This is a genomic window from uncultured Corynebacterium sp. (assembly GCF_947253065.1).
GTDB lineage: Bacteria > Actinomycetota > Actinomycetes > Mycobacteriales > Mycobacteriaceae > Corynebacterium.
In genome coordinates this window covers 123,969-137,148 of the sequence record NZ_CAMXWS010000001.1, presented here as the reverse complement: position 1 = coordinate 137,148, position 13,180 = coordinate 123,969, and the positions used below count along the sequence as shown (strand labels likewise).

Genomic DNA, 13,180 nt, shown 5'->3' with positions numbered 1-13,180 from the left:
AGAAAGTGACCAGGATCAAACCCGAATAGTTAGGCGGGAAACCAAAAATGGCTTAGGATGTTGCAGGGTTTGCATAGAACTTTCTGAGCATTTTTTAATTTAATTTTTTAAAGCCGAGGAGCTTTGATCCCCCATGGTGTGGAAGAAAATTGTCGCGGCCACCGCTGCCGTCATCGGTCTCGCTAGTGCTGCTGCCGCGCCAGCACAGGCGCAAGATCTGCGTTCGTTGATTGAATCGCCGAATGTGACGACGTGCTCCAGTGAATTCTTGATCGCTATTCCTGGTGGTGGCGGCACCACCTCTTTCATGCCGGAGAAGATGCCGATCGGCGCGATGGTGAAGGAAATCGCTCTGGACACTTATCGCCAGAGCCGTGGCAGCATTCAGCCGGTGTGGATCGGATATAACTCCACCCCGTTCACGCTGTCTACGTATACCGATTCTTCGCGCTCGGGATACCGGGAGACGTCTGCGACGATGCGTCGTTTAGCACGTATGTGTCCGAAGGCTCAGTTCAGCATCGTCGGCTACTCCGAGGGTGCGGATATCGGGGCGAAGCTTGTGAACAATATGGGTAAAGGTCGTGGCCCGCTGCCGGCGCACAAGATCAATTCGGCAGTGTTTGTTTCCAATCCGCACCTCGCGGACAATGGCGGCGCTTTTGCAGGTGGCGCGACCAAGGAGACGCGTGGCGCGCTTGAGCGTCTTGATGGCGGCTACGGCGAGCTCAGCGACCGCGTGCTTGATGTCTGCCGCACCGACGATCCGATTTGCGCGCTTCCGCATGAGTGGCGCGTGCACGTCGATCCGATGCTGCGCATGGCTACGCTGCGCGGCCGGGTTCCGGTATCTGAATTCGCCACAATCGTGGCAAAGCGATCGCCGACAACCATCCCGCTGCTACTCAGCGTCCGTAACCACGGAATGTACGGCCCACGTCTACTGGGCCCAGCTGCTGGTTGGATTCTTGAGCGTCACGCCCCGGCTCGCCCGGCGCAGCCGAAGCCGTCGGAGGAGCCGCGTCGAACGCAAGAGCGTTAAATCAAACGCACTGATGTGAGCCTGCTGTTAATTCACCAGGCTCACAGTGTTTCTGGCAGTGGACCGGCAGAGGTGTCCTGCCGTAAACGCTTGATCACGTTCTCTGCGGAGATCAAGCACATGGGCACGCCGACACCGGGCAGTGTGGTCCCGCCCGCGTATAGCAGGTTGTCCACCTTCTTCGAAGTGTTGCGTCCACGCAGGAAAGCTGACTGCCGCAAGGTATGGGCTGGACCAATCGCCCCACCCGACCAGGAGTTGTAGCGCGTGGCAAAATCTTCAGGCCCGAGCGTGCGGCGAACGCGGATCCGGTCCTTCAGGTCAGGGACATCGCACCACGCAGCGATCTGTTCAATGGCTGCATCAGCGATGGCATCCACGCGTTGACTAGCGGACGCGAAATACGCATCTCCATGCCCAAGGTCGGGATCAGCAGGCGTAGGTACCAGCACGAAGAGATTCTCATCCCCATCAGGGGCGACGGAAGGATCGGTCGCCGAAGGCTTCGAAATATAGATGGAGCGGGAAGCACCCAGCGGGCGTGCGTCTAAAGGACCATCGAAAACAGCATCAAAATCTTCCGACCAATCCTTGCTGAACAGCAGATTGTGGTGTTTGAGCTCCGGGAGTTTGTCTTCGACGCCCAGCATGACCAGCACACAGCTCAAGCCCGGATTACGGCGCGTGAAATAGCTTTCGTCGTACGTACGCTCTTCAGGCGCAAGCAATTGAGTCTCAGTGAACTGCAGGTCCGCAGTAGAGACCACGATGTCTGCAGCCAACACATCGTCAGTTCCATCGGACCGACGTACCTTCACACCAGTCGCATGCCCATCGCGCGTGCAGATTTGCGTGACCTCAGTGCCGAGCTCAAACTCAGCACCCTGTTCACGGGCGACCGTTTCCAGCGCACGCATCACCGCGGTAAACCCGCCCTGCGGATATTTCACTCCCTGCACTAAATCCGTATGACTCAGCAGGTGGTACAACGCCGGGGTATGCGCCGGGTGCGAAGACAAGAACACTGCCGGGTAAGACAGCATTTGCCGCAAGCGCACATCAACAAATCGCTTATCGACGAACCGTTCCAACCCCACCGTCAACATCTTCAGCAATTTGCCGTAATTGGCACGAATCTCCGGAACAAAGAAAGCCCGTGGGGAAGAAAACGTGGTGTAAAGGAAATACTTGACCGCGAACTCATAAGTCTCACCGGCGCTAGAAAGGTACTGCTCCAACTGCTTTCCAGCGCCGGGCTCAATTGATTCGAAGAGGGAGACTGCTGCGGTGGGGTTGGACGGGACGTCGACAAGCTCGTGCCCCTCCGGGAACAGCCGGTAGGCGGGGGAGAGGTCCACGAGCTCAAGCATGTCCTCGGTGCGTTTGCCAAAGAGCGCGAAGAAATGGTCGAAGGCATCCGGCATGAGATACCACGAGGGGCCGGTGTCGAAGCGGAATCCGTCAACGACGAGTTCACCCGCGCGACCACCGATTTGGTCGATGCGGTCGACGACTGTGACTGCGTAGCCCTCACGCCCCAAAAGAGCAGCGGTGGCCAGCCCGGCAGCACCCGCACCGATCACGAGTGCGGTGCGTGAGTTCTGTTGCTTCATGTTCATCTTCTCCCCGTGGCTTGTGCGACTGCTTGAACAGTGAGCACTGCCTTCCGATGGGCGGGCACGCTGACGCGAGTGCGCACCAATTCTTCTGCTGGTGTCTCAGCGATCATTTCCGTCAATTCACCAAAGAGATTCTTCGCGGCAAGTACCGCAGCGCGCACCTGAAAAGGCAGGAGCCAGATTGCCTTTTCAGCTGCGGCGAGGTCATCGCGGATCTCGTCTACAACTTCTTGCTTTGTCGTCTCGTTGATCGCGCCATAAGACTGGAAATACGACCGCCCGAGCTCTGCTGTGTCTTCTTCCAGATCACGCAGGAAATTCACCTTCTGGAAAGCGGCTCCCAAACGACGCGCTCCGCTTTCCATTTCTGCACGCTCAGCATCAGAAATGTGTCGGTCTGCCAGAAAAACATTGAGACAAAGAAGGCCGATCACTTCAGCCGAACCATATACATAAGCGTCCAAATCCCGGTGCGAATAATCGTTCTGGTGGAGATCACGGCGCATGGAGGCGAAAAATGCTCGAATGTGCTCGGCTGCAAATCCACACCGGCGCGCAGTCGCCGCGTAGGCGTGCATGATTGGATCGGTGTGGAACCGAATCTCAGGTGCATTAAGGACTTGCTTTTCGTATGCGTCTAAAACGTCCTGCGGTGTTGTCACGGAAGCTTCAGTGGCTGTGCCGTCGACGATCTCATCGGCGATGCGCACCACTGCATAAAGATTGCGAATATCCCGGCGCTCACGCGTAGGTAGAAGCTTTGTCGCGAGGCTGAAGCTCGTTGAATATTCGCCGATGACCGTGCCAGCGGCGGCATCACACATCTGGTCGTACCGCCGCAGCCAGTGTTTCGTCCGCGGTGTCACGCTCACCACCCTAATCTGCCCTGTTGGGCACGAACCAACCAGCCATGTCCGTGGATTGGTGCTTCGATTCAGCTGAAAGTCCCAGCAAGAAAATTTCCTGAAACGCGAAAGTTGTGTCCTTCCAAGGAGTATATTCAGGGCAACCAAACTTATCGTTGATGAGTGATGGTGCGTCTAGCAGTACATTCCGTCAATCTGGGCCCATGGCAGTGGATGATAATTATCCACCGCATGCATGAAACAGATGGCCGATGGCACCCGGAATAGAGGGAGTTCCCACATGGAAGACATCATCAATAGCGTCAATGACGCGATCTGGTCGAACTGGCTCGTTTATTTATGCCTCGGTGCTGGTGTGTATTTCACACTCACCACACTTTTCTTGCAGGTCCGCTGCTTTCCGGACATGATTCGCCAGCTCAAATCCAACGAGGATTCTGAGGCTGGCATTTCTTCTTTCCAGTCGCTCATGATCTCGCTCGCCGGCCGCGTCGGTGTGGGCAACATCGCAGGTGTTGCGACAGCGATCGCCTTCGGTGGCCCTGGCGCGGTGTTCTGGATGTGGATCGTGGCCTTCCTCGGTTCCGCTACTTCTTATGTCGAGTGCTGCCTTGCACAGATCTACAAGGAGAAGGACCAGGACACCGGTGAATACCGTGGTGGCCCGGCCTACTACATTGAGAAGGCCTACCGCCACACTAAGGCGCGACCTTTCGCATTGGTCTACGCGGTTGTTTTCGCGGTGTCGATGATTCTGGCCACCTCGTACTTCCTGCCTGGTGTCCAGGCAAATGGTGTGGCGACGTCGGTCCAGCACGCGTGGTCGGTGCCTACGTGGGCGACTGCGGCTGGCATGGTGATTCTGCTGGGCATCATCGTCATTGGTGGTGTTAAGCGCATCGCATGGTTTGCCACGATGGTCGTTCCGTTCATGGCGGTCATCTACATCGTCATTGCGATCGCCATTCTCTTTGCTAATGCTTCTCAGATCCCTGAGGTCTTTGGCCTGATCTTCCGCGCCGCGTTCGATAAGGAAGCTGCATTCTCCGGCCTGCTGGGCACCGCCATCATGTGGGGCGTGAAGCGTGGCATCTACTCGAATGAGGCCGGTCAAGGTACTGGCCCGCAGTCCGCCGCGGCTGCCGAGGTTTCCCACCCAGCCAAGCAGGGCTTCGTGCAGGCTTTCGCCGTCTACGTGGATACCCTTCTGGTCTGCTCCGCGACCGCATTCATCATCATTTCCACCGACATGTACCGCGTCTACGAGAACGGCACGGAAGATGGTCCGGCCCGCTATACCGGCGCTGTTCCTGATTCAGTCGAAGTCGGCCCTGGCTTTGTCCAGTCCGGTCTTGATTCCTACGTCCAAGGCCTTGGCGGAAGTTTCATCGCACTGGCCATCCTGTTCTTCGCGTTCACCACAATCGTCGCGTACTACTACATGGCTGAGGTGAACTTCACTTACATCAACCGTTGGATCAAGAGCGAGCAGGTCCGCACAATCGTGATCTGGTTCCTGCGCGTGCTCATCCTCGTCTCCGTCTGGGTCGGTGCGACCACCACGCCGGGCACCGCATGGGCACTGGGCGATATCGGTGTGGGTACTACGGCATGGCTGAATATCCTGGCCATCCTCGTGCTCCAGGTCCCCGCCATGAAGTGCCTGTGGGATTACCGTCGCCAGAAGAAAGCCGGCCTCGAGCCGCAGTTCGATCCCGAAGCCCTCGGCATCAAAAACGCCGATTTCTGGGTCGAGCGCAAGGCAGAGATGGTCGCGAAGGGCACCTGGAATGACGCGAAGCTTATCGACGGCGCTCCAATCCCCGAATCTCCCCAGTCCTAAAGAATTCTGGTCAAGGTCTTTCGGCCACAGAAGAGTAGGAGCAGCGAGACAATGAGCGCTGCTGCTCCTGCCCAATAGGGCACCCCGACGCCAAATGCTGTTGCCAAAGATCCGGAGACTGCAGGGGCCACAGCACCGCCAAGGAAGCGCAAACCGGAATAGGTTGAGGAAGCGACATTGCGTGGCAGATCGGTGGCTTCCATCACTGCTTCAGTGAGAACGGTATTGAAAACACCGATGAAAACACCAGCGATGATGACGAGCACGATGAGCGTAGTCAGATGCTCAACCGTGAAGCCGAGGACAGTGAGCAACACAGCGAATCCGGCAAGCACTGAGCAAACCACGGGGAAGAGCTTGAAGCTCTTTGTGAGCCGGGGTGCCAAAAATACCGAAGACAGTGCGAGTGCCAGACCCCAACCGAAGAACACCCATCCGAGTTCGGTCGCGCCGAAAGGGCGTCCAGCTGCAGCAGCGGCTTCATCGATGGGATATGGGGAATAGGCCAGCAGTGTGAAAAAGCCGTAGTTATAGAAGAACGCGACTGCTCCAAGCGTGAGTAGAGCCGGTTCGCGCAGGGCTTCGAAACCAGCGGTGAACGATACCGGTTCTGGCTTGCTTGCCGGTTTGCGAAGCAGGACTGCGATGGCAAGGAAACCAATCGCCATGAGTGCTGCCGTGCCGTAGAACGGGCCACGCCAGCTGATTTCTCCCAACAGACCGCCGAGCAATGGCCCAACAGCCATGCCGATGCCCATTGCTGCTTCGTAGAGAATGATGGCCTGGCTTGTGCCCCCTGCTGCCGCCCCCACAATTGCAGCAAGTGCGGTGGAAATGAACAGAGCGTTACCCAAACCCCAGCCAGCACGGAAGCCGATGATCGCATCGACTGACCCAGCTGCTCCTGAGCAGAACGCGAAGATAACGATGAGTGCCAGTCCTGTAAGCAATGTGCGTTTCACACCAATGCGCGAAGAAATAAAGGAACTAAAGAACATCGCCACAGCGGTGATGAGCAGATAACTGGTGAACAGCAGCATTGTCTGGGTTGGCGATGCATCCAGGTCACGACTGATTGCCGGAAGAATCGGGTCGACTAAGCCAATGCCCATGAAAGACACCGCGCAGGCAAATGCAATTGCCCACACAGCGATTGGTTGTTTGAAGAAGCTCTCTGAAGTGCTTTCAGTCATTCAATTCCTCCTGACTTCTAGTCGTCTTTATGGTTTTCGCGGAGCCGTTCTGAAAGAGAAGGGAGAATCTCAGCCGCTCGAATGAGGGTCTCAATATCGCCGGGGGAGAGGTCGTGGAATACCGGTACAAGTTCGCGCACCGATGCTGTACGGAAAGCGCTGACAACGTCACAACCGGCGTCGGTGATGGTGAGCTCGGAGGCGCGGGCGTCGTCAAGCGAAGGCGTTCGTGACACGAGCCCCTCGCCGACTAGCCTCTTGACCGCCTGGCTCATCGACGGCTGGGCGATGCCTTCGCGTTGTGCAAGTTCCCCCACGCGTAGTCCGGGTTCACGCTGTAGCGCAGCCAAAACGCGAAGAGAAACATACGACAACTCGCTGCCCGCAGCCCGAAAAGTCGCGCGGGAGAAATGGGTTCCTGCCGCGACCAAGTCGATGGCAAGCTGAGATAGCGTCTCATCAGAATGCATAGGGGAACTATATATCCAACCTATGTAATGCCTGTTTTGGGGGTTCCTGATTTCAGTCCCAGGGCAGCAGTGCGCTATTCTTTCCAAAGCGCGCCCCAGTAGCCCAATTGGCAGAGGCAACGGATTCAAAACCCGTCCAGTGTGAGTTCGAGTCTCACCTGGGGCACGATGCGAAAGCCTTGACACGCTGCTTTTATGCGGTGTGCCAGGGCTTTTCCTGTTTCTCAATGCGGTGCCGGAGGCAATGCGGTGAACGGTAGAGTGGGACAGCGTGACTTCCGCTGATAATTCCTCTGCAAAGAAACGCCTGCTGCTTATCGACGGCCACTCGATGGCCTTCCGTGCCTTCTACGCTCTGCCGGCGGAGAATTTCTCCACCTCCGGCGGCCAGCACACGAATGCGGTGTACGGCTTCTTGTCGATGTTCTCCAATATTCTCGCTGATGAGCAGCCCACCCACGTCGCGGTGGCTTTCGATATTGGGCGGCAGACGTTCCGCACCGAGCGTTTCCCGGAGTACAAGGCGCAGCGTGCGGCAGCACCGGAGGAGTTCAAGGGCCAGGTGCCGATCATCCAGGACGTGCTGGGGGATCTGAGCATTATCACCTTGACCAAGGAGAACTACGAAGCAGACGACATCCTGGCTACGCTGACCACGCAGGCTCAGGATGATTATGAAGTCGTCATCGTCACTGGTGACCGTGATTATCTGCAGCTGGTCAATGACAAGGTGACCGTGCTGTACCCCACGCGCGGGGTGTCCACGCTTACCCGCTTCACTCCGGAGGAAGTGGAGAAGAAATACGGACTCACCCCAGCCCAATACCCGGACTTCGCGGCGTTGCGTGGCGACCCGTCCGACAACCTTCCGAATATCCCAGGTGTGGGGGAGAAGACCGCCACGAAGTGGATTGTCCAGTATGGCGACTTGAATAGCCTGATCGAGCACGCCGACGAGATCAAGGGCAAGGCCGGCGACAACTTCCGCGAACGCATCGAGCAAGTCCAGCTCAACCGTGAACTCACCCAAATGGTGCGCGACCTTGAGCTGCCCGTCGGGCCGGATGAACTCGAGCTCAAGCCCGCCGACGTCAACGCGGTAGCGACAGCTTTCGATGACCTCGAATTTGGCGTCAACCTGCGTGAGCGCGTCCTCGCAGCAGTGCCTACCGATGGCGCAGCGCCCGAGACAGCAGCAGAAGAACTTCCGGAACTCACCGTCGAGGACGAACCGCTCGATGCATGGCTTAAAGCCCGCGAGGGGCAAGGCCTTGCCGTGTTCATCCAGGGCGACGCCACGCCGGCGGGTGGGGACGCATGGGCAGTGGGGGTCGTCGATAAGCAGCGCCACGGTGTAGCCAAGCAACTGAGCGACCTCACACCCTCTGAAGACACCGCGCTGAAGACATGGCTTGAATCTGACTCCCCGAAGTACCTGCACAGCGCGAAAGCCGCATGGCACATGCTGCGTGGCCGCGGAATCACGCTGAACGGCATCGCGCACGACACCGCCATTGCCGCATACCTATTGCGCCCTGGCCAGCGCACATACGATCTTGCTGATGTCTACCAGCGTCACCTACAGCGTCAGCTCACCACGAACAGCGACCAGCTGAGCCTGCTTGACGACGATACCGCCGACCTCGACTCCGCCCTCGCCATCCTCGAGCTCTCCGCAGCCTTGAGCGAAGACCTCCGCGAGATTGACTCGTATGAGCTCTACGCCGACCTCGAACTGCCACTTGTGACCATCCTCGCGAAAATGGAAGACGTCGGCATCGCTGTCGATTTGGACGTGCTTCAAGCACAGCTTTCCGAAATTGCGGAAAAGGTCGCCGACGCAGAAAACACGGCCCGCACGCTTGTCGACGAACCCGACCTCAACCTCTCGTCCCCCAAACAGCTCTCCGTCGTCCTCTTCGACAAGCTCGAGCTGCCAAAGACGAAGAAAACCAAGACCGGCTATTCCACCGCCGCGAAGGAAATCGAAGCCCTTGCCGCGAAGAACCCGCACCCATTCTTGGACCAGCTGCTCGCGCACCGCGAATGGCAAAAGCTCAAGACCACCATTGAAGGGCTGATCAAGACTGTCCACGACGACGGTCGGATTCACACCACCTTCAACCAGACCGTCGCATCCACCGGTCGTCTCAGCTCCACTGAGCCGAACCTGCAGAACATTCCGGTGCGCACTGAAGCAGGACGCCGCATCCGCTCCGCATTCACAGTCGGCGAAGGTTTTGACTGCCTGCTTACCGCCGACTACTCGCAGATTGAGATGCGCGTCATGGCACACCTTTCCGAAGACCCCGGACTCATCGAGGCATACAAAGCAGGGGAGGACCTGCACAACTTCGTCGGCTCACGCGTTTTCGACGTACCTATCGACGAAGTCACCCCCGAGCTGCGTCGCCGCGTCAAGGCCATGAGCTACGGCCTCGTTTACGGCTTGAGTGCCTTCGGCCTGTCCAACCAACTGGGTATTCCCGCCGGTGAAGCGAAGAAGATTATGGAATCCTACTTCGAACGTTTCGGCGGTGTGAAGCGCTACCTCGACGAAGTTGTCGAACAAGCACGTCGCGACGGATACACATCCACTGTCTTCGGGCGTCGCCGCTACCTGCCGGAGCTCACCTCCGACAATCGCGTCGCCCGTGAGAATGCCGAACGTGCTGCACTCAACGCGCCGATTCAGGGCACGGCCGCAGACATTATTAAGGTCGCCATGATCCGCGTCGACGCCGCGCTTAACAACACATCCCTTAAATCCCGCGTCCTCCTCCAAGTTCACGACGAACTCGTCGTCGAAGTCGCCCCCGGCGAGCTTGAAGAAGTCCGGTCCATCGTCGAATCTGAAATGGACCGTGCGATCAGCCTGCGCGTGCCCCTCGAAGTTTCTGCAGGCACCGGCACCAACTGGGACGAAGCAGCACATTAGCCCGGGGCGGAATGATCCGCTCCCGGGCTAAAAGGGACTAGGTGTGCGCTTGCACTAGATCTTGGTACTGCCAGAATCCGAGGCTGCATTATCAGTAGCTTCGGATTCATCTGCGTCCTCGTCTTGTTCCTCGACCTCGGACTCGAGGGCTTCCTGGAAGTCGTCGTCGTCAAGCATGGACTCCTCGGCGAGCTCCTCGAGCGACATGTCCGCGAATTCGCTGTCCGGATCCAAGTTCTCCTCGTCCGTGACAAGGTCCACTGCGGCGGTACGCAGCTCACCCTCACGGTCCAGTCGATCGCGGTAACGGAAATACTGGTATACCAGCACCGCGATCACGAACAGACCCAAGTAGCCAAGCACCGGGTACAGGTTTGCCACCAGCGGCTTGAAGCCAATGAACGACAGCACAAAACCAACCAGACATGCGACGACATAGACCGGATAGAAACGGCTCGGGTTGTTACGGGTCAAACGCTTCGCCAAAGCGTAAATCATGCCGAGACAGGTGTTGAACACCATGAGGAAGATGACCCACGTCATGATCTGGCCCAGCACCGGGTGGACACCGAAGAGCACCTCAAGCAACGGAAGATCGTTGCCATTGACATCCTGCGCAGTAATGAACAGGGTGACCACAAGCAACGCCAACATAGCGGCATACAGGAAACCAGCGATCAGACCGCCGATCTTCACCGACTTATTGTCAAAGTTGTCGCCACCAATCACGATCGCCATTGACACCGTGCACAGCGCGTTCAAGCCAGTGTGGTTCAACGCACCCAGCCACCACGTCGGGGCGCCAGTAGCGCCATCAACATTCGTCTGAGTCCATTCGCTCTGCGCAGCGAAATCAATGTTTGCGTGTGTGAACGTCCAGATGGAAGCAATCAAGACGAAGATGATGAGCAAGGGAGTGACCAGGCCCAAAACCATCGAGATCTTGTCCACATCCAGGCGGCCGACCAAGAGCATGATGATCAGCATGGCCACACCGCCGACATAGATCGGCCAGCCATACGCCTGCTCAAGGTTCGAGCCGGCGCCCGCGAACATCACAAAACCGACACTGAACATACACGCGATCGCAGACCAGTCCATGATGCGCGAAGACAAACCGTCGGACACCTCACCGAAAACGCGAGTGTGCTCATTAGCTTGGAAATACGAACCGAACGTCAGAAATGCCACAGCGGCAAAAGCCATGACCACACCGGCGAGGACAATGCCCCACATACCCATGTCGCCATAGGAGACGAAGTACTGAAACGCCTCCATACCTGATGCAAAACCGGCGCCAACAACGACGCCAATGAACGCGAAACCGATTCCGATACCGCGTTTCAACATAAAAACACCACCTATATAAAATTTGAATGTCTGTATATAACGGTAGTGCCAATGCATGCGAGATGTTGCATCGAGTACTCGCTTGCCGACGCCCCCCGTACCCCTCCACCCAGCAAAACTGCCGGTCATGCGCGCTAACCCACACAGCGACACGCCACGGAACACGCCCAGGCCAAAGTTTGCTCGAGCTGCACAAATGGACTAATCTCGCTTAGGCGTATCTACGCTTCCAGTGCGGGCGCGGCCGTAATAGGAGGGCTAACCCACACCGAAAGCGAGATCGAAATACCAGCTTAAGCATGGCTTTTCGAGAGATGCGCTCATGTCCATTTGCTATCTCCTATCCATTTCGGAGCAACATAACCTATGCCCACTTCTACTACCCCGCAGGTTGCCATCAACGACATTGGCAGCGCTGAGGATTTTCTCGCCGCAGTTGACGCCACCATCAAGTACTTCAATGATGGCGACATCGTCACCGGCACCGTAGTCAAGGTCGACCACGACGAGGTCCTCCTCGACATCGGATACAAGACCGAAGGTGTCATCCCGACCCGCGAGCTCTCCATCAAGCACGACGTCGACCCGGATGAGGTCGTCGAAATCGGCGATGAGATTGACGCACTGGTCCTCACCAAGGAGGACAAGGAAGGTCGTCTGCTTCTGTCCAAGAAGCGTGCTCAGTACGAGCGTGCCTGGGGCACCATCGAAGAGCTGCAGAAGAACGACCAGCCGGTCACCGGTACCGTCATCGAGGTTGTCAAGGGTGGTCTCATCCTCGACATCGGCCTCCGTGGCTTCCTGCCGGCATCCCTCGTCGAAATGCGCCGCGTCCGCGACCTGGATCCGTACATCGGCCAGGAGCTCGAGGCAAAGATCATCGAGCTGGACAAGCACCGCAACAACGTCGTCCTGTCCCGCCGCGCGTACCTGGAGGAGACCCAGTCCGCGGTTCGCTCCGACTTCCTGCACCAGCTGCAGAAGGGCCAAGTCCGCAAGGGTGTCGTGTCCTCCATCGTCAACTTCGGCGCGTTCGTCGATCTCGGCGGTGTCGACGGCCTGGTCCACGTGTCCGAGCTGTCCTGGAAGCACATTGACCACCCGTCCGAGGTTGTCACCGTTGGCGACGAGGTCACCGTCGAGGTTCTCGACGTCGATCTCGACCGCGAGCGCGTCTCCCTGTCCCTGAAGGCAACCCAGGAAGATCCGTGGCGCGTCTTCGCCCGCACCCACGCTGTGGGCCAGATCGTCCCGGGCAAGGTCACCAAGCTCGTCCCGTTCGGTGCGTTCGTTCGCGTCGAAGAGGGCATCGAGGGCCTCGTCCACATCTCCGAGCTGGCACAGCGCCACGTGGAGGTCCCGGACCAGGTCGTCAATGTTGGCGAAGAGGTCATGGTCAAGGTCATCGACATCGACCTGGATCGTCGCCGCATCTCCCTGTCCCTCAAGCAGGCTGACGAGGACTTCTCCGAAGAGTTCGATCCGTCCCGCTACGGCATGGCCGACTCCTACGACGAGCAGGGCAACTACATCTTCCCGGAGGGCTTCGACCCGGAGACCAACGAGTGGATGGAAGGCTACGACGAGGCTCGCCAGGAGTGGGAGGCTCGCTACGCTGAGGCTGCCCGCCTGCACGAGGCTCACGCAGCTCAGATCGAGCGTCACCGCGCTGCCGCTGCAGAGGCGGAGGCAGCCGGCGAGGGCGAGACCAACTACAGCTCCACCTCCGGCGAGGCTGCAGCTCCGGCAGCTCCGTCCGCTGGTGAGGCTGAGCAGGGTGGCTCCCTGGCTTCCGACGAGCAGCTTGCTGCTCTGCGCGAGAAGCTTGCAGGTAACTAACCTCACATAAACTGCCCCTG

At 58.1% G+C, this 13,180-nt stretch carries 9 protein-coding genes and 1 tRNA gene; 5 read left to right on the top strand and 5 right to left on the bottom strand.

The genetic code is table 11. The annotated features are described in order from the left end of the window. The first annotated feature begins 133 nt into the window (after positions 1–133). The gene (locus Q0X21_RS00620) at positions 134–1,042 is read left to right on the top strand and encodes a cutinase family protein (RefSeq protein ID WP_297849754.1); all 909 of its coding nucleotides are present in this window, start codon (positions 134–136) and stop codon (positions 1,040–1,042) included. A 41-nt stretch (positions 1,043–1,083) separates the two neighbouring features. On the opposite strand, the gene crtI is transcribed toward Q0X21_RS00620, so the two are convergent. Further along, positions 1,084–2,655, bottom strand: a complete 1,572-nt coding sequence (gene crtI / locus Q0X21_RS00615; protein ID WP_297849753.1) for a phytoene desaturase family protein — start codon at positions 2,653–2,655, stop codon at positions 1,084–1,086. A 2-nt stretch (positions 2,656–2,657) separates the two neighbouring features. Next, entirely contained in the window at positions 2,658–3,527 is an 870-nt protein-coding gene (locus Q0X21_RS00610; RefSeq protein WP_367172604.1) for a phytoene/squalene synthase family protein, read from the bottom strand. A 280-nt stretch (positions 3,528–3,807) separates the two neighbouring features. Here Q0X21_RS00610 and Q0X21_RS00605 point away from each other — a divergent pair, with 280 nt between their 5' ends. Next, on the top strand, positions 3,808–5,370 hold the full coding sequence (locus Q0X21_RS00605) for a sodium:alanine symporter family protein (protein ID WP_297849752.1): 1,563 nt from the start codon (positions 3,808–3,810) through the stop codon (positions 5,368–5,370). Here Q0X21_RS00605 and Q0X21_RS00600 read toward each other — a convergent pair. Together Q0X21_RS00600 and Q0X21_RS00595 are read right to left on the bottom strand one after the other, a co-directional pair. Beyond that, entirely contained in the window at positions 5,367–6,563 is a 1,197-nt protein-coding gene (locus tag Q0X21_RS00600; protein WP_297849751.1) for an MFS transporter, read from the bottom strand. The two genes, Q0X21_RS00605 and Q0X21_RS00600, sit on opposite strands and share 4 nt — an antisense overlap. Before the next feature lie 17 nt (positions 6,564–6,580). Beyond that, complete coding sequence (locus Q0X21_RS00595) at positions 6,581–7,033, bottom strand: MarR family winged helix-turn-helix transcriptional regulator (RefSeq protein ID WP_297849750.1); 453 nt, start codon at positions 7,031–7,033, stop codon at positions 6,581–6,583. A 92-nt stretch (positions 7,034–7,125) separates the two neighbouring features. Between Q0X21_RS00595 and Q0X21_RS00590 the strand changes: the two genes are divergently transcribed. Continuing rightward, positions 7,126–7,199: transfer RNA gene (locus Q0X21_RS00590), tRNA-Leu, on the top strand. Between the two features lie 105 nt (positions 7,200–7,304). Next, the gene (gene polA / locus Q0X21_RS00585) at positions 7,305–9,971 is read left to right on the top strand and encodes a DNA polymerase I (RefSeq protein WP_297849749.1); all 2,667 of its coding nucleotides are present in this window, start codon (positions 7,305–7,307) and stop codon (positions 9,969–9,971) included. Positions 9,972–10,025: 54 nt separating this feature from the next. Here polA and Q0X21_RS00580 read toward each other — a convergent pair whose 3' ends face one another. Further along, positions 10,026–11,321: a hypothetical protein gene (locus tag Q0X21_RS00580; RefSeq protein WP_297849748.1), complete on the bottom strand. Its 1,296-nt coding sequence runs from the start codon at positions 11,319–11,321 to the stop codon at positions 10,026–10,028. Positions 11,322–11,687: 366 nt separating this feature from the next. On the opposite strand from Q0X21_RS00580, the gene rpsA reads away from it, so the two are divergent. Continuing rightward, on the top strand, positions 11,688–13,160 hold the full coding sequence (gene rpsA / locus Q0X21_RS00575) for a 30S ribosomal protein S1 (protein WP_297849747.1): 1,473 nt from the start codon (positions 11,688–11,690) through the stop codon (positions 13,158–13,160). The last annotated feature ends 20 nt before the right edge of the window (positions 13,161–13,180 follow it).

Bases quoted from the DNA above. Each gene is read 5' to 3' on its own strand.
- Q0X21_RS00580 (WP_297849748.1), bottom strand. From the start codon at position 11,321: ATGTTGAAACGCGGTATCGGAATCGGTTTCGCGTTCATTGGCGTCGTT.
- rpsA (WP_297849747.1), top strand. From the start codon at position 11,688: ATGCCCACTTCTACTACCCCGCAGGTTGCCATCAACGACATTGGCAGC.
- Q0X21_RS00605 (WP_297849752.1), top strand. From the start codon at position 3,808: ATGGAAGACATCATCAATAGCGTCAATGACGCGATCTGGTCGAACTGG.
- Q0X21_RS00595 (WP_297849750.1), bottom strand. From the start codon at position 7,033: ATGCATTCTGATGAGACGCTATCTCAGCTTGCCATCGACTTGGTCGCG.
- Q0X21_RS00620 (WP_297849754.1), top strand. From the start codon at position 134: ATGGTGTGGAAGAAAATTGTCGCGGCCACCGCTGCCGTCATCGGTCTC.
- crtI (WP_297849753.1), bottom strand. From the start codon at position 2,655: ATGAAGCAACAGAACTCACGCACCGCACTCGTGATCGGTGCGGGTGCT.
- Q0X21_RS00600 (WP_297849751.1), bottom strand. From the start codon at position 6,563: ATGACTGAAAGCACTTCAGAGAGCTTCTTCAAACAACCAATCGCTGTG.